The sequence below is a fragment of the Duncaniella freteri genome (genome assembly GCF_004766125.1).
GTDB classification, from domain to species: Bacteria; Bacteroidota; Bacteroidia; order Bacteroidales; family Muribaculaceae; genus Duncaniella; species Duncaniella freteri.
Genome location: NZ_SJSA01000001.1, coordinates 870,883 through 895,043, shown reverse-complemented (window position 1 = coordinate 895,043; position 24,161 = coordinate 870,883). Strand labels below are relative to the sequence as shown.

Below are 24,161 nucleotides of genomic sequence, written 5' to 3'. Positions count from 1 at the left end.
ATAAACCGATGGAACATATTGAGAATGATGCCAAGTATAACGGTCTGACCGTGAACCAGGGGGTGAGCCAGCCTCCGGTGGTGAACCCTTATCTGAAGAAGCGGCGTCCGCGCCCCATGCCGTCGGCAGCCGAAATGGTAGAGGGGATACTGAGGGGGGATATGACCATGCTTTCGCGTGCTGTGACCCTTGTGGAGAGCCTTTCGCCTGAGCATGAGGCTCTGGCGCAGGAGGTGATAGAGAAGTGTCTGCCTCATTCCGGGCATTCACGCAGGATCGGCATCACCGGTGTGCCCGGAGCCGGTAAGAGCACGTCGATAGATGTGTTCGGCTTACATGTCCTGAAAAAAGGGGGCAAGCTTGCTGTGCTTGCCATCGACCCTTCGAGCGAACGCACCAAGGGGAGTATACTCGGCGACAAGACGAGAATGGAGAAACTGTCGGTGCATCCGGATGCATTCATACGCCCCAGCCCTTCGGCGGGATCGCTCGGAGGAGTGGCGCGAAAGACTCGCGAGACCATCGTGTTGTGCGAGGCTGCCGGATATGACAATATATTTGTTGAAACTGTAGGTGTGGGGCAGAGCGAGACCGCTGTGCATTCGATGGTGGATTTCTTTCTGCTCATTCAGCTTGCCGGTACCGGTGACGAGTTGCAGGGCATAAAGCGCGGCATCATGGAGATGGCTGACGGCATTGTGATCAATAAGGCTGACGGCGACAATATACAGCGTGCGCAGTTGGCTCAGACACAGTTTCGCAGTGCGCTCCACCTGTTCCCTCTTCCGGCAAGCGGTTGGTCGCCCGAGGTGCTGACCTATTCGGGTTATTTTGAGCTCGGAATCGATGAGGTGTGGGATATGATTGACCGCTATTTTGATTTTGTGAAGGCTAACGGTTATTTTGACCGCAAACGAAGCGAGCAGGCAAGATACTGGATGTATGAGACTATCGATGCTCAGCTCAGGTCGAATTTCTATAATAATCCTGAGATTGAGCGTATGCTTGCGGAGAAGGAGGTGAAGGTGCTAAACAATCAGCTCAGCTCGTTTGTCGCTGCCCGCGATGTTCTCAACCATTATTTCAGACCAGAGAACTATATATAAGACAGGAGAACAGGAAAATTTTTAGACCATAGTACCATAGGGCTATATATAAGACAGGAGAACAGGAAAATTTTTAGACCATAGTACCATAGGGCTATATATAAGACAGGAGAACAGGAAAATTTTTTAGAGGACCGAAAATTATAGATTAAAAAACTATAGATCTCTGGTTCTCTGGTCTAAAAGTTCTCCTGTTCTCCTGTCTTATATATAGCCCTCTGGTCTGAAAGTTATATTCGTTCGAGGACGGTGGCTATGAGGTCGCGGACAGCAGTCTTGTAGTTGGGATTGGCATCGGAGTTCATGCGGTTGGCTATGATTGAGCACACCGTCATTGCACGGTGTCCCATTAGCTTGCCGAGCCCCTGGAGTGGTGCCGACTCCATTTCGTAGTTGGTGACTTTGCGACCGTTGAAACGGAACTCTTCGATCAAGCGGTTGAGCTGTGGATTGGCGAGCGGAAGTCTAAGTTCCCTTCCCTGCGGACCGTAGAAACCGACGGCTGATATGGTGTTTCCTCTCACCATGTCGTCACCGCCTATCTGATTGACAAGCTCTTCATCAGCATTGACCACGTAAGGTTTTGCCCATAGCGGATTCCATCCGACAGCCTCACAGAAAGCGTGCTCGAATTCAAGGTCGGCAACTTCGTTGCGTCCGGCGTAGTAGTTGAGAACACCGTCAAATCCTATGGACTTTTCGGCTATTACAGGGGTGCCGAGCTTGAGTTCGGGCTGTAGAGCTCCCGATGTGCCTATGCGCACCATAGTGAGGCGTCGCAGGTTGTCGCGAACCTCGCGAGTGTTGAAGTCGATGTTGGCGAGAGCGTCAAGCTCGTTGATTACTATGTCGATGTTGTCAGGTCCTATGCCGTGGGACAGGCACATGATGGGCTTGCCTCGGTATGTGCCGCCTATGGTGTGGAATTCGCGTGACTGTACATCATAGTCGATGGTGTCGAAGAATGAAGCCACCATATCCACGCGTGCCGGATCTCCTACAAGGATGATGCGGTCGGTGAGTTGCGATGGGGTGAGGTGGAGATGGAACACCGAGCCGTCAGGATTGATGATCAGTTCGGAGGGTGGAATGATTTTTGCCATAATAGTCTGGGTGGAATTTGTTGTATAGGTGAAACGTCGGATGATGTGGGATGGTTCTTGACCTATCTTATACGGTATCTGCCTCCCGGGATTGCGGCGATTAGAGAGCGGAATTCCATGTCGACGAGCATTCCCATGAGGCGTGGGGTAGGGATGTCGATTGAGGCAGTCAGTTCGTTGATTGTGGCATCGCCACGAGTTGTTATGATGTCGATTATAGCTTGTTCCTCAGGAGAGAGGCCAGGGGGAGTGTCACTGAAGAGCTCACCCTGTTCGCCTTCGGATACGCGTCGTCGCCAGCGCATTGAGTCAATGAGTTCGTCGTATGATGTGAGAAGGCTTGCTATGCACGATGATATGAGATGGTTGCATCCGCGGGAGTAACGGTCGGATGTGCGTCCTGGCAGGGCGAATACATCCCGGGAGTATGCCGAGGCGAGACGAGCTGTAACGAGTGAGCCTCCGTGAGTGTCGGATTCGACTACAACTACACAGTCACATAGTCCTGCTATGATGCGGTTGCGTGCAAGGAAGTTCCCTTTATGTATATTGTCGGATGAACGGTAGTCGGTGAGCAGCATCCCTCCCGAACGAATCATCCTGGCTGCGATGTCGCGATGGGATGCTGGATATATGGTGTTGAGTCCGTGGGCAAGCACGCCTACAGTCGGGAGTCCTGCGCTGATGGCTGCAAGGTGGGCGGCAACATCTATACCGTAGGCGAGTCCGCTTACTATCACTACAGGATCGGCACTCTTCTCGGCAAGCCCTTTAACGAGGTCGTCGACGAATGATGTGCCGTAGGATGTGGCATGGCGTGTGCCTACGATGGAGACTATCCTCGCATCGTTGAGATCACAGTCGCCGAGCGTGTAGATCATCAGCGGGGCGTCGTCGCACTCCAGGAGGCGTGTCGGATAGGTGGGGTCAGTGAAGTAGGATGCCTGGATGTTGCCGCGCTCGATGAATTTTACCTCGTCCTCGGCTTCTCTGAGTGCCTTGTCGCGTAGAGAGCGGTCAAACAGTCGGTTGCGGAATCCGAGTGAGGCAGATATCTGTTCGGCAGTCAGAGAGAAGAACCGTTCTTCTGTCCCTGTCCGGGCCAGTATGGCGCGTGCCAGGGCAGGAGTGAGTCCCCGCATCGAGGCGAAGGCTATCCGGTAGAGGAGGGATGGGTCGATGGTCATAAGGGTGTCCTACAGGTATTGGGCAAATGCTTCAGCAAGGATGTCGCCGCGTGACAGTCTGCCGTTTTCGAGACATACGGTTGTGACAACAGCCCGCACCACCATTGCCCCGGTCGAGGCGTTGAATATATCCTGTCGGAATATGAATCGCGCGCCTTCGCGATGCATCCTTAGCTTGGATATCATGCTGTCACCGAGTGTTAGAGAGGAGATGTATTCTATCTCGATCTTTCTTACCACAGGATCGAGCCCTTGCTCCTGCATGGCGCGGAATGATGTGCCAGCCTGTTCGCAGAAATCGTGGCGTGTTATCTCAAGATAATGCAGGTAGTTGGCATTATTGACTATGCCTTGCGAGTCGGTCTCGTAGTCGCGTACTTTTATGGGTAGCTCGAATTGATAATCCATAACAGATGGGGTGGATTTAAGGAATGGGTGTGGATCAGGCGTTGTAGAGATATCGTTTTATGGAACGTTTTGGTGTCTTCTCGAATTCGTTGGCTATGAGCTGTATCTTGTCTACACGTTCGTAGGGTGCTACCTGGAGGTTCAGGTCGGTCCGCACTTTTTCCATTATCTCCGGAAGTTTCTCGTTGGATATACGGTCGCGGTCCATGGCTTCGTAGTCTGGATAGACAAGTGCCACGAGGTGTTTTCCTCTCTCCACTATGAGGCTTTCAGCTACGTATGGGAGGTTGTTGAGTTTGGCTTCGATCTCTTCAGGATAGATGTTCTGTCCGTTTGCACTCAGGATCATGGTCTTGTACCTGCCGCGTATGAATATCGTGCTGTCGTGTGATATGGTGCCCATGTCGCCTGTATGTAGCCATCCTTCGGCATCGAGCACGGCTTCGGTGGCATCGGGGTTCTTATAATAGCCCACCATCACATTCTCGCCTCTTACGCATATCTCTCCAGGAATGTTGGCAGGGTCTTTGCTGTCGGCAATCTTTGACTCCATGATGAAAGGGAGGGTCCTTCCTGACGATCCGGTTATGAATTTCCGCCATGGGGTGTAGCTTATGAGCGGCCCGCATTCGGTCATGCCGTAACCCACCGTAAATGGGAAGCCTATGCGATGCAGGAACTCTTCGACCTCGTGGTTGAGAGGTGCACCGCCTACAATAACCTCCTCGAATTCACCGCCGAAGGCCTCTATGAGCTGATTGCGTATCTTGCGGTATATGATCTTGTTGACTCCGGGGACTTTAAGCATATTCCTGACCGACGCTTTCTCCAGTATCGGTCGCAGCTTGTTGCGGTAGATCTTTTCGAGAATGAGCGGCACGCATATGATGAGGTGAGGCTTCACCTGTGAGAAAGCCTTGAGGAGCAGTTTTGGAGTAGGCAGTTTGCCGAGAAGGGTGATGTGCGATCCTGTGGCAAGAGGTGTGAGCATGTCGAAAGCGCATCCGTAGGCGTGGGCAAGAGGCAGGAACGACACGTTTCTGGATCCTCGGTAGTGTAGCCTTGACTCGATGCCGAATCTGACGTTGCCGCCAAGGTTTCTCAGAGTGAGCATTACCCCTTTGGAGAATCCTGTGGTGCCGGAGGTGTAGTTGATCTCTGCCAGTGAGCTTTCGTCTAACTCGGGATATTCGACATCCGCGCTTGTGAATCCGTGTGGATATGCCTTGCGCATACGGTCGGGGAGCTTGACAAGGAATTTCTTTACGACATGGTTGTTGGTGGGATGTTCGGCGAGCACTTCCCGCTTGTCGAGCGAGAGCACAGCCTTTATTGCCGGAATTTTTTCAAATTCCATATTGTCGAAAATCGACTCGTTGGTAAACAGCATCACACTTTCGGAGTGATTGATGATGTGCATGGCATCCTGTACGTTGAAGTCGTGCAGCACAGGCACGATGACTGCTCCATAGGTGATGGTGGCCATGTATGTCTCGACCCATGATATGGAGTTCCTGCCCATGAGTGCGATTTTGTCGCCACGCTTCACACCGCACTCTTTAAACAGCAGATGGGTAGCGGCGATGCGTCTCGCCAGATCGGCGTATGTCATCGTGGCTCCAGAGCCGAAGTCGGTGATGGCGGGTAGTTCCCAGTTCTGCCGGAAGCTTGATGCGTATATCTTGAGAAGATTTTCGGTGATCATAGTCAATGTTTTGGAGTAGAGGATTACAGGAATTGACAAGGGCCGGGCTTAGCCCGGCCCTTGCATATTAACCTTATTGAGAGTCAGGAGGGGCGTAAGTGTGTTACGGCTCCTGTAAGTTTAACGATTGCTATAGGATTAGAGTTCGCTGAGCACTTTCTTTACAGGCGCGTAATCGGGATCGATCTCAAGCACTTTCTGGAAATATTCGCGAGCTTTGTCCTTGTCCTCAAGTCCCATATAGTATGATCCCATACGAGTGTAGGCAGTCTTGTAGGCTTCGGCATACTTGTTGATATTCTCGGGGTCCTCATCGTAAGCAGCGATCATAGCCTGATATGTCTCTATGAGCTCAGGGGTGTTGTTTGCTCCGTCGCGCACCATAAGAAGGGTAGCCTTGTTGCGGAAGAGGGGACCTTTGTTGGCGGCTGATTCAAGGGCGAGATTAATGTACTTGATACCGTTGTTGGCAGCCTCTACTCGTTCGGGAGATCCTTCAGGAAGTGTCAGGCCGAGGTTCTTGTAGCGGTTGGAGAGGATGAAATAATCCTGTAGTGTCACGTCGCCAGTGTCAACGTATCTCTGCATGTATTCTACTGACTTGGCATCGTTTTCAAGCTTGTTGTAAAGCTCGGAGATGTCGGCGAGTATCTGCTTGTTCTTTTCGGGGTTCATATTGTAAGCAGTCTCGTAAGCGGCAACGGCTTCCTCAGGCTTTCCGGTATGAATGAGTACATCGGCATATGTTATATAGTCGGTGGCGGTGAATTTTGCACCCTCATGAGAGAAGAGCTTCTTGGCAGCTTCGTCAGCACCGGTGTAATCACCGAGAGCAGTCTTGTTGAGCATTACCATGCGCTGCATGTATTCGTTGTTGGGGTCTTTGGTGAGAATCTGCTGTGCCACTTCGAGTGACTCAGGATATTTTTTGCCGAAATACAGAAGACCTGAGTAACGCTGTTCGTCACCTTGGAAGTGGTTGGGGTTCTTCATGTACTTGCCGTACTGCTCGGCTGCGCGGGTAAGCTGATTGTTGTCGTAGTATTTCTCAGCGAGCTCGCTTTGTGCCAACGCAGAGGTGGGGAGTTTTTCGTTGAGTTCGACAAGCTTTCCGATTGCGAAGTCGGAGTTCACCTTGTTATAGAGGTTGGAGTATTTTACATAGGCTTCGGGATTGACGTTGCCGCTCTCCTCCTCATATATTATGGCTTGCTCGTAGTATCCTGCTGCCAGACCTTTGTCCTCGTTCTTGGCGAGGTCGCCCTGGAGGACGTAGATCTGCGGTTCCTTGTTCTTTGACATCTTCATGCCTTTCTCGATATTCTTCTCAATCTCCTTGGCATACAATACGGGGTCGACATTCGCGTAGGCACGTGCTACAGCAGCTACAAGAGCGGCGTCCTTTTTGTTGGTATTGATGGCGGCTTTGAACTGGCCCTCAGCTTCTTTTTTGTTGCCGTTTTTGAGTGCTATTTCACCGAGTCCTACGTAGTTGTATCCGTAGTCGGAATCAGCGGCGATACCATTGTTGAAATTGGTCTGGGCTCCCTGGATGTTGCCTTCGCGAAGATCGAGTGAGCCGAGATAGAAATATGACACTGCCTTGTTGGTCGATGCGTCGTTGAGTGTCTTTTGAAGGATGGTCCTTGCTTTTTCGAAGCGGTCGGCGTTGTAGTAATCAACACCGTCCTGGTATCCTCCTTGAGCGAGCGCGGTGAGCGCGATACCTCCCAGGCAGAGGGAGAACAATGTGCGTAACTTCATCACTGTTGGTTTACTATTTTTGTTTTTATTGTTTATATATTTTATTGAGATTAATCTGTCAAACGATAATCCGGAATGTTTATTGCGTGAATAAACATTAGTTATATGTAATTAAGGTGTGTTGACAGCGGTTGTCATGTCTCTTATTCCAGTTCCACCATGCGCGGTCGCACTGTGGCAGGCAGGATTCCGGTCATCTGTATGATCTTCTGCCCTTGAAATCCTGTGACGAAACTGTAGAAACGGTGGGTCACCGTGCCGCCGGGGGCTGTGCTGACCATATATACGGAACGGTAGAGCGGATATGAGCCGTCAAAGATGTATGCCTGATAGGGTTTGTAGGCTGTGACTTCATTGTTGCCTCGTATTTTCAGTACCTTGACATCCTGGCTGAATTGGAGTGTTGTGGTGTCGCTCTTCTCTACAGCCTGGGCAAGTTCCTCTACCGACTTCTGACGGCCGGACAGATCACTTGATATCCAGCTGACTCCGATGATGCCGATGGCATTGCGGTTTTCGGCAACAGCCTTGAACACATCAGGATTTGACTTCACTGCCGACACATGCGCTCCTAAAGGTTTGCCTCCCATTATGGAGTCGCGCATATAAGCTACGGTCGATGAGCCTTGATGATCGAATATTACATCGATGTCTCCGAGCTTGCATGGCTCTACCTGATCCCATCGTGTGACATCTCCAGAGAGTATTTCAGCGATATCTTTTTTTGAGAGTATCTCTACCGGGTTTGCCGGATTGACGATAAGGGCAAGTGCATCGATGGCTATTTTTTTCTGGTGTACCAGTTTCTTGTTTGCTCTTAGGTAGTTGACTTCCTTGTCGGTTAGCGGGCGTGTGATCACGGCTCCTTTCACTGATCCCATAGCCATGATTGAGTCGATTGCCTGTTTTTCGGGCAGGTAATATGCGAGCACATCTTCCTTAGGGTAGATGTACTCGTACACATTGATTTCCTGCTCCATTATGTATTCGAATGACTCGTCGCAGGCTATCTTTGCCATAGACGGCTGTTTCTGTTCCTTTTTGCCTGTGCACCCTGCCATAATGATTGCAATGGCTATGGATGTGACGAGCAGGGGTATGTTGCGTGGTGATATACTCATGATGTATGGGCGGAGTAGGGGAGTGTTAGTGCTTTTTGAATGATGTCGGATCGGATGTGTCATCATCGTCCGGTTCGTTGCCGTAGCCGGGGTCAATTCCGGCAAACTGGCGGTATCCCCTCCATATGCCATAAACGATGAATAATGCTCCGCCTACCCAGCGTACCCAGGTCCATGTGGGGAAGAGGATGTTGAAATATCCGCAAAGGAATAGTATGCCTACTGCGAGATAAATGACGATCATGATGATGCCAAATATGTTTCGCATAGTCTTGGGTGTTCCAGAATTACGTTGTGCGCTCATTGTGACAATAGTTTAAAACGGTATTTAGCGGAAGCTTACATAAGCTTCCGGGTATTAAACTAACAACGATAGGTGGCGGAAAGTTTTTGATGCGCATAGCTGCTTTTGCCACTATCGTTTCTTTGCGGTAAAATTAATGAAAAAATCTTAACGTGGAAAGAATTTACACCTAATTAATACCCTTTAACACTGACATGCTTCCGTGTCTCTTTATTGATTTAAACTTTTAAGTTACCTTTGTGGTATGACTACGATACCATTGGCGGAGCGTATGCGTCCGCGTTCGCTTCAGGATTATATAGGTCAGACTCATCTTGTGGGGCCCGAAGGGGTGATGCGCAGGATGATTGAGTCAGGCAAGATCGCTTCGTTCATACTCTGGGGACCTCCCGGAGTAGGGAAGACTACGCTTGCACGGATTATAGCCAACACGGTTAATGTGCCGTTCTATACACTTTCGGCAGTCAATTCGGGGGTCAAGGATGTGCGTGATGTGATTGACAGATGTCGTAGGGACACTGAGAGCATGTTCACACAAGGGCGTCCGATCCTGTTTATTGATGAGATCCACCGTTTCAGCAAGAATCAGCAGGATTCTCTGCTCGGTGCGGTGGAGAGCGGAACAGTGACGCTTATCGGTGCCACTACGGAGAACCCTTCGTTTGAGGTGATCCGTCCGTTGCTGTCGCGTGCTCAGGTGTATACTTTGAGACCTCTTGAGGAGCCTGAGTTGCAGGCTCTCCTTGACAGTGCGCTTGAGAGGGATGCTGTGCTGAAGAGTCATGGTGTGGATGTAAGGGAGACCACTGCTCTGTTTCGTTTTGCCGGTGGGGATGCACGCAAGCTGCTTAATATTCTCGATCTCCTTGAGCAGTCGATACCTCAGGGCGAGAGGATGGTGATTGATGATCGCGTGGTTACTGACCGCTTGCAGGAGAACCCAGCTGTGTATGACAAGGGCGGGGAGATGCACTACGACATCATATCGGCGTTCATCAAGAGTATCCGTGGCAGTGACCCGGATGCCGCGGTGTATTGGCTTGCTCGCATGATAGCAGGAGGGGAGGAACCTGAGTTTATTGCGCGGCGTCTGCTTATTCTTGCTTCTGAGGATATCGGTCTTGCAAATCCCAATGCGCTGCTTCTTGCCAATGCCACATTTGATGCTGTGCATAAGGTGGGATTTCCGGAGGGGAGGATACCATTGGCGCAGTGTGCCATCTATCTTGCTACCTCTCCTAAGAGCAATTCTGCCTATATGGCGGTCAATAAGGCGTTGAAAAGAGTGGAAGAAACCGGGAATCTGCCTGTGCCCCTGCATCTTCGCAATGCTCCAACCTCCTTGATGAAGGATATGGGGTATGGTCGTGACTACAAGTATGCCCATGATTATCCTGGCAATTTTGTGATACAGCAGTTTATGCCTGACGAACTTGGTCACGAGGAGTTCTGGACCCCATGTGGCAATCAGGCGGAGATGCGTGCTGCGTCATTGCAGAACGAGCGGTGGTGCAATCCGTCCAACAGGGTGGCTGATGAAGGGAAAAAAGACTGAAAAAGAGGACTTTTTTTAGGCGTTTTCGGGAATGTCGGAGTATTAAAGAAAAATTTCTGTATTTAATATAGTTTTTGAAAATAATTTGTATAAATTTGCAGTCGTAAGTCTGTCGTAATTTTGCAGGCTTTCCAAAGACAATTATTTCCAACATTTCCAAGTATGAAGAAACATAACTTCTACGCCGGGCCGTCGATCTTGAGTGAGTATACCATCAAGCATACGGCCGATGCAGTGAACAATTTTGCTGAGACAGGACTCTCGCTCCTTGAGGTGTCTCACCGTTCCAAGGAATTCGTCGCAGTCATGGACGAGGCTCAGGCTCTGGTCAAGGAGCTCCTTGATGTGCCCGAAGGGTATCAGGTGCTCTATCTTGGCGGTGGTGCCAGCCTGCAATTCTGTATGGCTCCTATGAACCTTCTCCGCACCAAGGCTGGCTACCTTGACACCGGCACATGGGCAGCCAATGCTATCAAGGAGGCTCGGCTTTTCGGCGATGTAGAGGTGCTTGCTTCTTCCAAGGAGTCCAACTATAACTTCTATCCTCGCGGGTATGAGGTGCCTTCGGATCTTGACTATTTCCACATTACTACTAATAACACTATCTATGGTACAGAGCTCCGCGAGGACCCGGATGTCCCCGTGCGCCTTGTAGCCGATATGTCGAGCGATATTTTCTCTCGTCCGGTTGATGTCGCCAAATATGATCTTATCTATGCCGGAGCGCAGAAGAATCTCGGCCCGGCAGGTGCGACTCTCGTGATCGTTAAGGAGGATGTACTCGGCAAGGTTGATCGTGCTATCCCTACTATGCTTGACTATCGCACTCATATCAAGAAGGGTTCTATGTTCAATACACCTCCTGTGCTTCCCGTTTACTCTTCTCTCATGACTCTTCGTTATTATAAGGAGATGGGTGGCGTTAAGGCGATGGAGAAGATCGACCTTGAGAAAGCTGGGGTTCTCTATGATGCTATTGATAATAGCAAGATGTTTGTAGGAACAGCAGCCGAGGACTCACGTTCTATTATGAATGTGACTTTTGTGATGACACCAGAGTATAAGGAGCTTGAGAAGGACTTCGTGGACTTCTGTGCGGCCCGCGGTATTGTCGGCATCAAGGGTCACCGTTCGGTTGGCGGTTTCCGTGCATCGCTTTATAATGCCCTTCCTCTTGAGAGCGTGAAGGCACTTGTTGATGCCATGGCAGAGTTTGAGAAGCAGCACTGAATTATCAATTATTTTACCGTAGCATATAATGAAAGTACTCATAGCTACCGAAAAACCGTTTGCAGCTGTGGCTGTAGATGGTATGCGTAAGGTGATAGAAGATGCTGGTGCTGAACTGATCCTTTTGGAGAAGTACACCGCAAAGGCTGACCTCCTTGCTGCTGTCGCTGATGTCGACGCGCTCATCATCCGTTCAGATAAAGTCGATGCCGAGGTGCTGGATGCTGCCAAGAATCTTAAGATTGTGGTACGTGCTGGTGCAGGTTATGATAATATAGACCTCGCAGCTGCGACAGCCCATGGTGTAAGTGCGCAGAACACTCCTGGGCAGAATTCCAATGCTGTTGCTGAGCTTGTGTTCGGCCTTGCCGTTATGATGTGTAGAAATATGTATAATGGCACCTCCGGAACAGAGCTTAAGGGCAAGACCCTTGGTATCCAGGCTTTCGGTCAGGTGGGGCGCAATGTGGCGCGTATCGGACGTGGCTTTGACATGAGCATCTCTGCTCTTGATCCGTATTGTCCTGATGCTGCTATGGAAGAGGCGGCTGTCAAGCCTGTCCATTCCGTAGAGGAGCTTTATAGGGAGAATCGCGTAGTGTCAATACATATCCCAGCTACTCCTGAGACTCGTGGCTCGATTGGTTATGATCTCGTGACATCAATGCCAAAGGGTGGACTTCTTATCAATACTGCCCGTAAGGAGGTCATTGATGAGGAGGGTCTGATCCGTGCTCTTGAGGCTCGCCCCGATCTTAAATATGCCGCAGATGTCGCTCCCGACCGTGCAGAGGAAATGAAAGAGAAGTTTGGTGGCCGTGTTTTCTTTACACCTAAGAAAATGGGTGCTCAGACTTCCGAGGCTAATATTAATGCCGGTATTGCGGCTGCCCGCCAGGCAATCGCTTTCCTGACCACTGGAGAGGATCGTTTCCGCGTGAATAAGTAGTTGTCTTTATAAAATATTTCATAGGGCATATCATGTGAAAATATGGTGTGCCCTATGTATTTTAAAGATAATCAGCGTGATACGTGTTGTTTGAATCTGAGTTGAATAACCCTAACTGTTAAATAATTGTTAAACATGGTCTAAAAATTTGGATGGTGAGGGAAGAATGTCTACCTTTGCACTCGCTTTTGGGAATCACCCCTCGCAGCGGCGAGGCGGTCCAGAAGGAGGAACGCTTGAGAGGTCCCCGAAGTTCGGGGAGAGATGTTAAAAGAATGTTAAAAACATCGAAAAGTTTGCAGGAATGAAAATTTCGCAGTAACTTTGCAGAACATTTCGCAAGAGTTCTCCGGTCAGTTTCCGGAAGCGCGAACAGAGTACATTGAAAAGAATTACAATAGACAAGTTAGAAAGTAGTACAAGGGTCATCACGGCCCCGATCCCGGGGAGTGATGATGTTCTCAAGTCAATTCTACAACTATCCATATAAGTCAGCGTCCACAGGGCAGGCGAACCACCGTCGAGCGAAAGCAACAAACAACAAATCGGTTTCTGTTGCTTGATTTCAACTGAAAAGAAGAAAAATAAGACAATAGAAAACAGCGGAGAGTTTGATCCTGGCTCAGGATGAACGCTAGCGACAGGCTTAACACATGCAAGTCGAGGGGCAGCGGGGGAGCAGCAATGCTCCTGCCGGCGACCGGCGCACGGGTGAGTAACACGTATGGAACCTGCCCGCAGCAGGGGGATAAGCGGAAGAAATTCCGTCTAATACCGCGTAACACCGCGGAGGGGCATCCCTCGGCGGTTAAAGATTCATCGGCTGCGGATGGCCATGCGGCGCATTAGCTAGTCGGCGGGGTAACGGCCCACCGAGGCGACGATGCGTAGGGGTTCTGAGAGGAAGGTCCCCCACACTGGTACTGAGACACGGACCAGACTCCTACGGGAGGCAGCAGTGAGGAATATTGGTCAATGGCCGGGAGGCTGAACCAGCCAAGTCGCGTGAGGGAAGACGGCCCTACGGGTTGTAAACCTCTTTTGTCAGGGAGCAAGAGGCGGGTCGGGACCTGCTGTGAGAGTACCTGAAGAAAAAGCATCGGCTAACTCCGTGCCAGCAGCCGCGGTAATACGGAGGATGCGAGCGTTATCCGGATTTATTGGGTTTAAAGGGTGCGCAGGCGGAGGCACAAGTCAGCGGTAAAATCGCGGGGCTCAACCCCGCTCCGCCGTTGAAACTGTGTCCCTTGAGTGCGCGAAGGGTAGGCGGAATGCGTGGTGTAGCGGTGAAATGCATAGATATCACGCAGAACTCCGATCGCGAAGGCAGCCTACCGGCGCGCAACTGACGCTCATGCACGAAAGCGTGGGTATCGAACAGGATTAGATACCCTGGTAGTCCACGCAGTAAACGATGAATGCTATCTGTCCGGCCGGAATGACGGCTGGGTGGCACAGCGAAAGCGTTAAGCATTCCACCTGGGGAGTACGCCGGCAACGGTGAAACTCAAAGGAATTGACGGGGGCCCGCACAAGCGGAGGAACATGTGGTTTAATTCGATGATACGCGAGGAACCTTACCCGGGCTCAAACGACGCAGGGATGTATGTGAAAGCATACAGTCCTTTCAGGACCTGCGTCGAGGTGCTGCATGGTTGTCGTCAGCTCGTGCCGTGAGGTGTCGGCTTAAGTGCCATAACGAGCGCAACCCCCATCTTCAGTTGCCATCAGGTAGAGCTGGGCACTCTGGAGAGACTGCCGGCGCAAGCTGCGAGGAAGGCGGGGATGACGTCAAATCAGCACGGCCCTTACGTCCGGGGCGACACACGTGTTACAATGGCAGGTACAGCGGGAAGCCAGGCGGCGACGCCGAGCGGAACCCGAAAACCTGTCTCAGTTCGGATCGGAGTCTGCAACCCGACTCCGTGAAGCTGGATTCGCTAGTAATCGCGCATCAGCCATGGCGCGGTGAATACGTTCCCGGGCCTTGTACACACCGCCCGTCAAGCCATGGAAGCCGGGGGTGCCTGAAGTGTGCAGCCGCAAGGAGCGCCCTAAGGTAAAACCGGTGACTGGGGCTAAGTCGTAACAAGGTAGCCGTACCGGAAGGTGCGGCTGGAACACCTCCTTTCTGGAGCCGACGGCACAACGGACAGCGGCGCGGCCGCGACAGTCCGGCCATAGCCTCGGACGCCCGACAGGAAGTCTGCAGAAGAGACACAGACGAGGGCATCCTCCGGGTCATACCCGGAGCCCTGTACACTTTCGACGGTCTATTGACCTACAACCGAATCCCGGCAGGTCCACGGCCGCGCGCAATGCGCGGCGGATACGGCAGCGTGGCGGGCGGCACGAGGGGGACTCCCCGCCGCCAGGTCCGCAGCACGCTATCGGCAGCCGGCGACACGGGAGGGGGGATTAGCTCAGCTGGCTAGAGCACCTGCTTTGCAAGCAGGGGGTCAACGGTTCGAATCCGTTATTCTCCACTCAGAAGAGAGGACATTGACATACTGGAAGCGCGCATCAATTAAAAGTTGATGCGAAGCGAATCGAAGAAAACGAGTAACACAAATCAAAGAGCAAGCAACACTGCAACCCTGCTGAGTGAGAATGATGCAGGCGAGGGTGTTCTACTGGAAAAACCGATTGGATTACTTACAGGTCATAAAGAAAGGAGAGAAGGGCACATGAAGGATGCCTGGGCTCTCGGAGGCGACGAAGGACGTGACAAGCTGCGAAAAGCCGCGGGTAGGAGCAAATATCCTGTGATCCGCGGATGTCCGAATGGGGCAACCCGGCGCGGGCGACCGCGTCACCACCCTTGAAGGGTGGAGCGAACCCGGGGAACTGAAACATCTCAGTACCCGGAGGAAAAGAAAATAACCCAATGATTGCGCAAGTAGTGGCGAGCGAACGCGCAGGAGCCCAAACCGGCGGTGTCGAGGCACCGACCGGGGTTGTAGGACCGCCAAAGAATGGACAGGACAAGCGTAGCCGAACCCACTGGAAAGTGGGGCCGCAGCGGGTGACAGCCCCGTAGGCGAAACGCGCGTCGTGACAGAGGCGGCACCTGAGTAAGCCGGGACACGAGGAATCCTGGCCGAATCCGCGGGGACCATCCCGCAAGGCTAAATACTACCGAGAGACCGATAGCGAACCAGTACCGTGAGGGAAAGGTGAAAAGAACCTCGAACAGAGGAGTGAAACAGACCCTGAAATCATGTGCCTACAAGCGGTCGGAGCCCTTTCGTGGGGTGACGGCGTGCCTTTTGCATAATGAACCTACGAGTTGCCGGCGGCGGCGAGGCTAAGGGGCTCAGCCCCGGAGCCGGAGCGAAAGCGAGTCCGAAGAGGGCGTGCACAGTCACCGTCGGCAGACGCGAAACCAAGTGATCTACCCTTGGGCAGGATGAAGGTGAGGTAACACTCACTGGAGGTCCGAACCGGTAAGCGTTGAAAAGCTTTCGGATGACCTGAGGGTAGGAGTGAAAGGCCAATCAAACTTGGAGATAGCTCGTACTCCCCGAAATGCATTTAGGTGCAGCCTCGGGCTCAGTACCGTGGAGGTAGAGCGACTGATAGGATGCGAGGGCTTCACCGCCTATCAAGTCCTGACAAACTCCGAATGCCACGGCACGGTCCCCGGGAGTGAGGGCGCGGGTGCTAAGGTCCGCGTCCGAGAGAGGAACAACTCAGACCACCGTCTAAGGCCCCGAAATCCGGGCTAAGTTGAAGACAATAACGAGGTGGGACCGCAAGGACAGCTAGGATGTTGGCTTGGAAGCAGCCATTCATTTAAAGAGTGCGTAACAGCTCACTAGTCGAGTGGTCCCGCATGGATAATAATCGGGCATAAGCCCGGTGCCGAAGGCGTGGACCTGCCGGTATTCCGGCGGGTGGTAGGGGAGCATTCCGGTAGCCGCGGAAGGTTGGGCGCGAGCCTGGCTGGAGGCCCCGGAAAAGCAAATGTAGGTATAAGTAACGACAAGGGGAGCGAGAAACTCCCCCGCCGTAAGACCAAGGGTTTCTGATCAACGCTAATCGGATCAGAGTCAGTCGGGACCTAAGGCGCAGCCGCAAGGCGTAGCCGATGGAAGAAACGGTCAACATTCCGTTACTCGGTATGAGAGCGATGTGGAGACGGAGAAGTGACACTCCCGCGCGCTGACGGAATAGCGCGTTGAACCGCAAAGGTATACGCCGCCCAGGCAAATCCGGGCGGAGTGCCGAAGCGGGACAGTACGGCGAGCCCCCGGGCGAGCCGACAGCGGAGGTAACCATGCTCCCGAGAAAATCCGCTAAGCATATCCCATGCCGACCCGTACCCTAAACCGACACAGGTGGTCGGGTAGAACATACCAAGGCGCTCGAGAGATTCACGGTTAAGGAACTAGGCAAACTGACCCCGTAACTTCGGGATAAGGGGTCCCCTCCTCCGGGAGGGGCGCAGAGAATAGGTCCAGGCAACTGTTTAACAAAAACACAGGGCTGTGCGAAATTGAAAGATGAAGAATACAGCCTGACACCTGCCCGGTGCCGGAAGGTTAAGAGGAGATGTCACAGCAATGGAAGCATTGAATTGAAGCCCCGGTAAACGGCGGCCGTAACTATAACGGTCCTAAGGTAGCGAAATTCCTTGTCGGGTAAGTTCCGACCTGCACGAATGGTGTAATGATCCGGACACTGTCTCAACCGTGAGCTCGGTGAAATTGTAGTATCGGTGAAGATGCCGATTACCCGCAACGGGACGAAAAGACCCCGTGAACCTTTACTGCAGCTTAGCACTGTGACCGGGCGTGCGATGTGTAGGATAGTCAGGAGGCAGAGAACCGGCGACGCCAGTCGCCGAGGAGCCGACGTTGAAATACTGACCTTCGCACGTTTGGTCTCTAACCCGCGGTGCGGGGACACTGCTTGGTGGGTAGTTTGACTGGGGTGGTCGCCTCCAAAAGAGTAACGGAGGCTTCTAAAGGTGCGCTCAGGCCGATTGGTAACCGGCCGTGGAGTGTAATGGCACAAGCGCGCTTGACTGAGAGACATACAGGTCGAACAGGTAGGAAACTAGAGCATAGTGATCCGGTGGTTCCGCATGGAAGGGCCATCGCTCAAAGGATAAAAGGTACTCCGGGGATAACAGGCTGATCCCTCCCAAGAGCTCATATCGACGGAGTGGTTTGGCACCTCGATGTCGGCTCGTCACATCCCGGGGCTGGAGAAGGTCCCAAGGGTTAGGCTGTTCGCCTATTAAAGTGGCACGCGAGCTGGGTTCAGAACGTCGTGAGACAGTTCGGTCTCTATCTGTTGTGGGCGCGGGAGATTTGCGAGGCCCCGACACTAGTACGAGAGGACCGTGTCGGACCGACCACCGGTGAGCCGGTTGTACCGCCAGGTGCACCGCCGGGTAGCCGCGTCGGGCCAGGATAAGTGCTGAAAGCATCTAAGCACGAAGCCCCCCTCAAGATAAGATCTCCACATAAGGGCCGTCCGAGACGAGGACGTCGATAGGTCGCAGGTGCAAGCGCGGCAACGCGTTCAGCCGAGCGATACTAATCGCCCAAACCCTTTCTCAGGGAGACATCCCTCAAAACATGTAAATAATAGAAAACCGGCCGGGTGGCCCCGCGATGGCATCATCAGCGGAGGCAACAGGACCCGTTTCCGGGAGTGGTCCGACGCCAGAGAGTCCCGCGTGCGATCATCGCGGGTCCGTCAGACACACCTTCCGGTGGTGCTTGCCGGAGTGTTACCGGGGACTAATCACGGCACACGGATGCCGTCAAGAGTCACGGTTCGCAGCTTCCAGCGTGCCTTTCTTCTACCGAACTAAGGCGGCCATAGCGTGAGGGCTCCACCTCTTCCCATTCCGAACAGAGCAGTTAAACCTCACCACGTCGATGATACTGCGAAAGCGGGAAAGTAGATAACCGCCCCTTCCCGAGCCCCGAGGACCAGAGTCCCCGGGGCTCTTCTTTTATGTGCCCCCAAGGGCGGCGGGACCCCCATGACACCGCCGCCCTTCCGGAGCCCATGGGAGCCCTCACAGGCACATTGGCAGGCACAGGCCTGCCCGCATGTCCGCCGCCCGGGGGAGTGCGCCAGTGGAGCGCGGATATGTGTCAGATGGGCCCTCGGACTGTTACCTGTAACAATTTTGTTACAAAAGCATCACATATGCAACTGCCTGTCATACAGGCATGGACCTGCATTGCCGGCATCATGCGGCCGCCGTGGCGCCAAAAACCGTCATTGATATGCGCGGGCACCGGATGGAACTCCGTAACTTTGGATCACCGGAACGGCATGGCACGCCCAGCCTCCGCACAGACCGGACCTAGTTCACACATTCACTAAAGGCGACACCATAATGGCAAACAAGGAATTCGAAAGCAAGCTCATGAGCCTCCAGGGCAACCTGCTGAACTTCGCGTACATGCTCACGTCCGACCGGGACAATGCCTACGACCTCCTGCAGGACACGACCCTGAAGGCCCTCGACAACGAAAGCAAGTACGTCGACAACACCAACTTCAAGGGATGGGTGTTCACCATCATGCGCAACATCTTCATCAACAACTACCGCCGCAGCGTGCGGTCCCAGACCGTCGTAGACCAGACCGAGGACCTCTACCACCTGAACCTCTCGCAGGACTCGGGCCTTGAGAGCCCTGAAGGGTCGTACGGGGCAGGGGAGATCACCGCCGCCATCGACTCCTTCCCCGAGGAGTACAGAGTGCCCTTCTCGATGCACGTCGCCGGCTACAAGTACAACGAGATAGCCGAGCGCATGGGCCTCCCCCTGGGCACCGTCAAGAGCCGCATATTCTTCGCCCGGAAGAAGCTGCAGGCTCAGTTCAAGGACTACAGGTAGGACATCCGATGCTGTAGGTAATAGAATACCCTTGCAACCTCTTTTCTGACCTCAGGACTAAAGCCATTCCTAAATACTGTTTCTTTCCACGTGATACAATAGAGATTATAGGTAAATAAGGTTATATATATTTTTTAGTAGACATTCGTTTATTCAGATTGGTATTGATTTTTGGTTAATTGAATTATAATTCTTACTGTAGTCACGCATCAACGTTAGCTTTTATCCCCGGTCATAAGGTTGCACCTTTATGATCGGTTTTTTAATTATTTGATATTTTAATGAATATTAACATTGGGGGGGTAATTTGTTAACATTTATGTAATTTTGTGGCATGAACCTATAATGTCACATAAGTAATGAATAAGATCTTTGTCTCGATTCTTGCTGTATCTTTGTTGGCTGTTAATGCAGATGCAAAGAAAATTAAGTTTGATTATTCAGTTGTAAATGTTCCTGAGGAGGGTGGAGTCAACTTTGAAAGGATCACTGATGATTCTGATTGCGTACTTTATACCGTAAATAATCGTCAAGGGATATTCGGTAAGAAGAAAGCTTCCGGTGTGGATTGGTGGGTGAATCCTCAGATAGGTATTTCACCGGATGGTCAAAAGATAGCATATCTTAATTACAAAAATGGGACTCAGAACATTATGGTGAAGAGTGCTAAGAAAGGCGGAGCGAGCGTACAGCGAACATTCCGTACAACGGTGGAGGACTTTACCTGGAGCCCGGACGGGACTACTCTATGCTTTACCGAGGTACGTAACGGCCACCATGGCATATATCTGGTGAATGCCGACCAGGGCTCGGTGGTGAAGCAGATATCAGGTGGAACTGACAATGATTTCGGAGGAATAATCTCCGCAGATGGAAACACCATATTTTTCCACAGGGGTGAGGGGCTTTCGTCCTACAGTATATGGAGCTATGACCGTAATACTAACCTGTTTTCAAATTATTCGCGCGGCATGACTCCTGTGATGATACCTGGTAAGCCCAATGAGATCTATTGTGCACGTTTTACAGATCAGAAAGAGAGTGAGATATGGCGTATAAATTTTGAGACCGGAGTCGAGGAGATAATACTTTCACAGCCTGGACGCAGTTTCACGACACCTCAGCTTTCACCGGATGGACAGTGGTTGCTCGTAACCGGATCAAGCATATCGGAAAAGGATAAGAATATCAATACTGATATTTATGTCGTACGTACGGATGGGACCAATCTTACACAGCTCACCTATCATCCGGGAAATGACATGTCGGCAATATGGGCACCCGACGGTCGCAGCATTTTCTTCCTTTCTCAGCGAGGTTCGGCAAAGAGAGTTTTCAATGTGTGGAAGATGTCATTTGAGCTATAAGAATAATTTGTTATCCTAATTTTTTATTCATATATAAATTTTAAGCAATGAAAAAGTTATTTGTAACAGCTGTTGCTGCTGTATGTGCTTTTGGAATGTCAGCCCAGCGTGCTTCCGATTCGTCAGAATTCTCTTTTTGGGATGGAGGTCAGAGTGAACAGAAGATTATTGTCGGTCCACGTGTAGGGCTCAATGTGTCAAGCTTGAGTGTCAGCAATCTTGAGATGGACAATGACAAGTCAAAGATCGGCTTTAATGTCGGTGTAGCTGTAGAGTTCCCCATCGTGCGTTCTTTCTATATAAATTCAGGTCTCTTTTATACCACAAAGGGTATTAAATTTGAGTATTCGGATTTGGATTGGTCAGAAAAGGATACATACAATGCCGGATATCTTGAGCTTCCTTTGTATGCTTCTTACCGTCTTAACTTTGCGGAGGCTTCACAACTCCAGATCAATTTTGGTCCCTACTTCGCTTATGGTGTGAACGGTAAGATTAAATACGAAGAGAACGACGAGGGAGATGTCAGCAAGTATGAGTATGATCTTTTTGGGGTTGCAGATGAGGATTCTGATGAAGAAAAAGGTGGCATCAAGCGTTTTGACTGCGGTCTTGGTGTAGGTCTCGGCTATACATGGAACCGTATTTATCTTGGTTTTAACTATCAGTTCGGTCTTGTCAATATAGCTGATAAGAAAGAGTGGGGTAACGGCAAGATCAAAAACTCCAATTTCAGTATCTCTTTAGGATACAATTTCTAATAAGTCCTGATGCGATATCCTATGAAGGATGTATGAAGCATTTCTCTTGTTAGATGAAATTTAGGAAATCTACAATATTTATTATGCGAAATCAGACTCTATATAAGTGATAGTAGCTACGTTGATCATGTGAAATAGCGGGATGAAGGATTTACGAGCCTCATCCCGCTTGATTGTTTTGCATTGAATGTCATTGCGGTTAAAGAAAAATATCGTACATTTGCAATGAAATTGGGTAATTATACCTCATTCAGAAAAATAATTAGCGACTTTGGTTGCCTGAAAATACCTCCAACACAGATAATGGAACTAACAGCCAGTCAGCTTGCCGCCCTCGTACACGGAGATGTCGAGGGGAACGGTGAAGTGAAAATAGGCACATTTGCCAAAATAGAGGAAGGACATCCCGGTGCCCTTTCGTTTCTTGCGAATCCCAAATATACTCATTTCATATATAGCACCGAATCATCGGCAGTGTTAGTGCGCCGTGATTTTGTGGCAGAACAGCCTGTCAAGGCTACTCTTATAAGGGTTGATGATCCTTACAGCACCATAGCTCAGCTTCTTGAGATGGTGCAGGAGATGACAAAGATTGATAAGCGTGGCATAGAGCAGCCGTCATTTGTCTCCGAGGGTGTTGATATACCCGAAGATGCATATGTGGGTGCTTTTGCGTATGTAGGCAAGGGTGCCAAGATCGGTCGTGGAGCCAAAATATATCCTCAAGTGTATATTGGCGACGGATGCGAGGTGGGAGAGGATGCTATCCTTTATGCCGGCGTGAAAGTTTACGCAGGATGCGTCATCGGCAACCGTTGTATCGTACATTCAGGAGCTGTGATCGGTGCCGACGGTTTCGGATTTGCTCCCTCGGGTGACGGACATTATGAGAAGATACCTCAGACCGGCAATGTGGTGCTTGAGGATGATGTGGAAATCGGAGCCAATACTACAGTAGACCGTGCCATGATGGGCTCTACCCGCATATGCAAGGGGGTTAAGCTCGATAATCTCATTCAGGTGGCCCACAACTGTCATATAGGAGACAATACTGTCATGGCTGCCCAAGTGGGGCTTGCAGGATCGTCGAAGATAGGCAAGCAGTGCATGGTGGGCGGTCAGGTAGGTATAGTAGGTCACATAGCTATTGCCGATGGCACTCAGATCGGAGCACAGAGCGGCGTGAACCGTGCCACTAAGCCCGGAGAACGCATAATGGGTGCTCCGGCAGTGGAAATGGGAGAATATGCCAGAAGCCTGGTGTATGTGAAACGTCTCGGAAAACTTTTCGAGCAGGTAAAGAATCTTGAGAAAGAAATAAAGAAACAGTAAGATATGAATCAGAGAACACTTAACAGCGAGTTTACTCTCACAGGGAAAGGACTCCATACAGGACTCCAGATCACAGCCCGTTTTCTTCCGGCTCCTGAGAACCACGGCTACAAGTTTAAGCGTGTGGATCTTGAAGGAGGACCGGAGATTGAAGCTCTCGCTGAAAATGTGGTAGCCACTAACCGTGGCACCGTCATAGCCAAGGATGATGCCAAGGTTTCGACAATAGAGCATTCCATGTCGGCTCTCTATGCAGCCGGCATAGACAACTGTCTCATTGAGGTGAATGCCCCCGAGATGCCTATCCTTGACGGTAGCGCCCTCCCTTACTGCGAGGCTATCGCTTCAGTAGGCGTGACAGAGCAGAAAGCCGACAAGGATTTCTATTATGTAAGATCGCGTATCGAGGTTTCGGATCCGGAGACAGGATCGTCAATCATTGTGCTCCCTGATGATGATTTCTCAGTGGATGTGAAGATTGATTTCAAGTCGAAGGTGCTCAACAATCAGTTTGCAACTCTTGAGCATATCGACGATTATGCTGCCGAAGTAGCATCAAGCCGAACATTTGTGTTCGTTCGAGAAATAGAGCCCCTTGTGAAGAACAATCTCATAAAGGGAGGAGATCTTGACAACGCCATAGTAATCTATGACACCCCGATGCAGCAGAGCGAGCTTGACCATCTTGCCGACCTTATGGGTGTGGCACGAAAGAATGTGTCGGAACTCGGCTATCTCAATGAGCGACCCATCGCACATGAGAATGAGCCTGCACGCCACAAACTCCTTGACCTTATCGGAGATATCGCCCTCATAGGCCGTCCGCTCAAAGGACGTATCATCGCTACGCGTCCGGGGCACTCTATAAATACTTCCCTCGCCAAGAAGATACGCAAGGAGATCAAGCACCAGGAGGTGCAGGCTCCTATATACAATCCCAACAAGGAGCCGCTGATGGATAACAACTGCATAAGGGAGCTGCTGCCTCACCGTTATCCTTTCCAGCTTGTCGACAAGGTGATCGAAAAGGGTGTGAACTATATCGTAGGTGTGAAGAACATCACCGCCAACGAGCCGTTCTTCCCTGGTCATTTCCCGCAGGAGCCGGTGATGCCCGGTGTGCTTCAGATCGAGGCTATGGCTCAGACCGGCGGTCTTCTCGTGCTTAGCGCAGTTGATGAGCCGGAACGTTACTCGACCTATTTCATGAAGATCGACAATGTTAAGTTCCGTCAGAAGGTAGTACCAGGCGATACACTTCTTTTCCATGTATCGTTCATGACTCCCTTGCGTCGCGGATGCGCAATGATGAAGGGCTATGCTTTCGTAGGCGATAAGATCGTCACCGAATGTGAGTTCATGGCTCAGATTATTAAAAACAAGTAAAAATATTCATTCAGA

General features: G+C 51.2%; 16 protein-coding genes, 1 tRNA gene and 3 rRNA genes. 13 read left to right on the top strand and 7 right to left on the bottom strand.

The genetic code is table 11. The features are described from left to right. The first annotated feature begins 8 nt into the window (after positions 1-8). Positions 9-1,106, top strand: coding sequence for a methylmalonyl Co-A mutase-associated GTPase MeaB (gene meaB, locus EZ315_RS03900; protein WP_135470783.1), 1,098 nt, complete (start codon positions 9-11; stop codon positions 1,104-1,106). A gap of 230 nt (positions 1,107-1,336) precedes the next feature. Here the strand turns inward: meaB and EZ315_RS03895 are convergent, their stop codons facing one another. From EZ315_RS03895 to EZ315_RS03865, 7 genes are all read right to left on the bottom strand, one after another. Continuing rightward, positions 1,337-2,209, bottom strand: a complete 873-nt coding sequence (locus EZ315_RS03895; protein ID WP_135470781.1) for a nucleoside phosphorylase — start codon at positions 2,207-2,209, stop codon at positions 1,337-1,339. A gap of 62 nt (positions 2,210-2,271) precedes the next feature. After that, a complete protein-coding gene (gene dprA, locus EZ315_RS03890; RefSeq protein ID WP_135470779.1) occupies positions 2,272-3,396 on the bottom strand; it encodes a DNA-processing protein DprA in 1,125 nt (374 codons plus the stop codon). 9 nt (positions 3,397-3,405) lie between these two features. Next, on the bottom strand, positions 3,406-3,804 hold the full coding sequence (locus EZ315_RS03885; protein ID WP_135470777.1) for an acyl-CoA thioesterase: 399 nt from the start codon (positions 3,802-3,804) through the stop codon (positions 3,406-3,408). A 34-nt stretch (positions 3,805-3,838) separates the two neighbouring features. Beyond that, positions 3,839-5,509: an AMP-binding protein gene (locus EZ315_RS03880; protein WP_135470775.1), complete on the bottom strand. Its 1,671-nt coding sequence runs from the start codon at positions 5,507-5,509 to the stop codon at positions 3,839-3,841. A gap of 138 nt (positions 5,510-5,647) precedes the next feature. Then, positions 5,648-7,273, bottom strand: a complete 1,626-nt coding sequence (locus EZ315_RS03875) for a tetratricopeptide repeat protein (protein ID WP_135470773.1) — start codon at positions 7,271-7,273, stop codon at positions 5,648-5,650. Between the two features lie 143 nt (positions 7,274-7,416). Beyond that, a complete protein-coding gene (locus tag EZ315_RS03870) occupies positions 7,417-8,394 on the bottom strand; it encodes a PstS family phosphate ABC transporter substrate-binding protein (RefSeq protein ID WP_170957451.1) in 978 nt (325 codons plus the stop codon). A 25-nt stretch (positions 8,395-8,419) separates the two neighbouring features. After that, on the bottom strand, positions 8,420-8,662 hold the full coding sequence (locus tag EZ315_RS03865) for a hypothetical protein (protein ID WP_135470769.1): 243 nt from the start codon (positions 8,660-8,662) through the stop codon (positions 8,420-8,422). Between the two features lie 280 nt (positions 8,663-8,942). On the opposite strand from EZ315_RS03865, the gene EZ315_RS03860 reads away from it, so the two are divergent. The 12 genes from EZ315_RS03860 (at position 8,943) to EZ315_RS03805 (ending at position 24,146) form a co-directional block, all read left to right on the top strand. Then, positions 8,943-10,253 carry a replication-associated recombination protein A gene (locus tag EZ315_RS03860; RefSeq protein WP_135470768.1) on the top strand — a complete coding sequence of 437 codons (1,311 nt, stop codon included), beginning with the start codon at positions 8,943-8,945 and terminating at the stop codon, positions 10,251-10,253. Positions 10,254-10,415: 162 nt separating this feature from the next. Further along, positions 10,416-11,483 carry a 3-phosphoserine/phosphohydroxythreonine transaminase gene (gene serC, locus EZ315_RS03855; RefSeq protein ID WP_135470766.1) on the top strand — a complete coding sequence of 356 codons (1,068 nt, stop codon included), beginning with the start codon at positions 10,416-10,418 and terminating at the stop codon, positions 11,481-11,483. Positions 11,484-11,511: 28 nt separating this feature from the next. Then, positions 11,512-12,432, top strand: a complete 921-nt coding sequence (locus tag EZ315_RS03850; protein WP_135470764.1) for an NAD(P)-dependent oxidoreductase — start codon at positions 11,512-11,514, stop codon at positions 12,430-12,432. Between the two features lie 599 nt (positions 12,433-13,031). Then, positions 13,032-14,563 (top strand): 16S ribosomal RNA (locus tag EZ315_RS03845). Positions 14,564-14,844: 281 nt separating this feature from the next. Then, positions 14,845-14,918 (top strand) — tRNA-Ala (locus EZ315_RS03840). A 181-nt stretch (positions 14,919-15,099) separates the two neighbouring features. Then, positions 15,100-18,002, top strand: a 23S ribosomal RNA gene (locus EZ315_RS03835). Between the two features lie 254 nt (positions 18,003-18,256). Beyond that, positions 18,257-18,365: ribosomal RNA gene (gene rrf, locus EZ315_RS03830) — 5S ribosomal RNA — on the top strand. The 16S, 23S and 5S rRNA genes sit together here with 1 tRNA gene alongside, the layout of an rRNA operon. A 431-nt stretch (positions 18,366-18,796) precedes the next feature. After that, a complete protein-coding gene (locus tag EZ315_RS03825; protein WP_135470762.1) occupies positions 18,797-19,300 on the top strand; it encodes an RNA polymerase sigma factor in 504 nt (167 codons plus the stop codon). A gap of 359 nt (positions 19,301-19,659) precedes the next feature. After that, a complete protein-coding gene (locus EZ315_RS03820; RefSeq protein WP_135470760.1) occupies positions 19,660-20,667 on the top strand; it encodes a PD40 domain-containing protein in 1,008 nt (335 codons plus the stop codon). 47 nt (positions 20,668-20,714) lie between these two features. Continuing rightward, positions 20,715-21,428, top strand: coding sequence for a porin family protein (locus EZ315_RS03815; protein ID WP_135470759.1), 714 nt, complete (start codon positions 20,715-20,717; stop codon positions 21,426-21,428). A 303-nt stretch (positions 21,429-21,731) separates the two neighbouring features. Beyond that, complete coding sequence (lpxD, locus tag EZ315_RS03810; protein WP_135470757.1) at positions 21,732-22,760, top strand: UDP-3-O-(3-hydroxymyristoyl)glucosamine N-acyltransferase; 1,029 nt, start codon at positions 21,732-21,734, stop codon at positions 22,758-22,760. Between the two features lie 3 nt (positions 22,761-22,763). Further along, positions 22,764-24,146 carry a bifunctional UDP-3-O-[3-hydroxymyristoyl] N-acetylglucosamine deacetylase/3-hydroxyacyl-ACP dehydratase gene (locus EZ315_RS03805; protein ID WP_135470755.1) on the top strand — a complete coding sequence of 461 codons (1,383 nt, stop codon included), beginning with the start codon at positions 22,764-22,766 and terminating at the stop codon, positions 24,144-24,146. The last annotated feature ends 15 nt before the right edge of the window (positions 24,147-24,161 follow it).

Bases quoted from the DNA above. Each gene is read 5' to 3' on its own strand.
- EZ315_RS03870 (WP_170957451.1), bottom strand. From the start codon at position 8,394: ATGAGTATATCACCACGCAACATACCCCTGCTCGTCACATCCATAGCC.
- EZ315_RS03825 (WP_135470762.1), top strand. From the start codon at position 18,797: ATGGCAAACAAGGAATTCGAAAGCAAGCTCATGAGCCTCCAGGGCAAC.
- EZ315_RS03875 (WP_135470773.1), bottom strand. From the start codon at position 7,273: ATGAAGTTACGCACATTGTTCTCCCTCTGCCTGGGAGGTATCGCGCTC.
- dprA (WP_135470779.1), bottom strand. From the start codon at position 3,396: ATGACCATCGACCCATCCCTCCTCTACCGGATAGCCTTCGCCTCGATG.
- EZ315_RS03850 (WP_135470764.1), top strand. From the start codon at position 11,512: ATGAAAGTACTCATAGCTACCGAAAAACCGTTTGCAGCTGTGGCTGTA.
- EZ315_RS03860 (WP_135470768.1), top strand. From the start codon at position 8,943: ATGACTACGATACCATTGGCGGAGCGTATGCGTCCGCGTTCGCTTCAG.
- EZ315_RS03820 (WP_135470760.1), top strand. From the start codon at position 19,660: ATGAATAAGATCTTTGTCTCGATTCTTGCTGTATCTTTGTTGGCTGTT.
- EZ315_RS03885 (WP_135470777.1), bottom strand. From the start codon at position 3,804: ATGGATTATCAATTCGAGCTACCCATAAAAGTACGCGACTACGAGACC.
- meaB (WP_135470783.1), top strand. From the start codon at position 9: ATGGAACATATTGAGAATGATGCCAAGTATAACGGTCTGACCGTGAAC.
- EZ315_RS03865 (WP_135470769.1), bottom strand. From the start codon at position 8,662: ATGCGAAACATATTTGGCATCATCATGATCGTCATTTATCTCGCAGTA.
- EZ315_RS03805 (WP_135470755.1), top strand. From the start codon at position 22,764: ATGAATCAGAGAACACTTAACAGCGAGTTTACTCTCACAGGGAAAGGA.
- serC (WP_135470766.1), top strand. From the start codon at position 10,416: ATGAAGAAACATAACTTCTACGCCGGGCCGTCGATCTTGAGTGAGTAT.
- lpxD (WP_135470757.1), top strand. From the start codon at position 21,732: ATGGAACTAACAGCCAGTCAGCTTGCCGCCCTCGTACACGGAGATGTC.
- EZ315_RS03895 (WP_135470781.1), bottom strand. From the start codon at position 2,209: ATGGCAAAAATCATTCCACCCTCCGAACTGATCATCAATCCTGACGGC.
- EZ315_RS03880 (WP_135470775.1), bottom strand. From the start codon at position 5,509: ATGATCACCGAAAATCTTCTCAAGATATACGCATCAAGCTTCCGGCAG.
- EZ315_RS03815 (WP_135470759.1), top strand. From the start codon at position 20,715: ATGAAAAAGTTATTTGTAACAGCTGTTGCTGCTGTATGTGCTTTTGGA.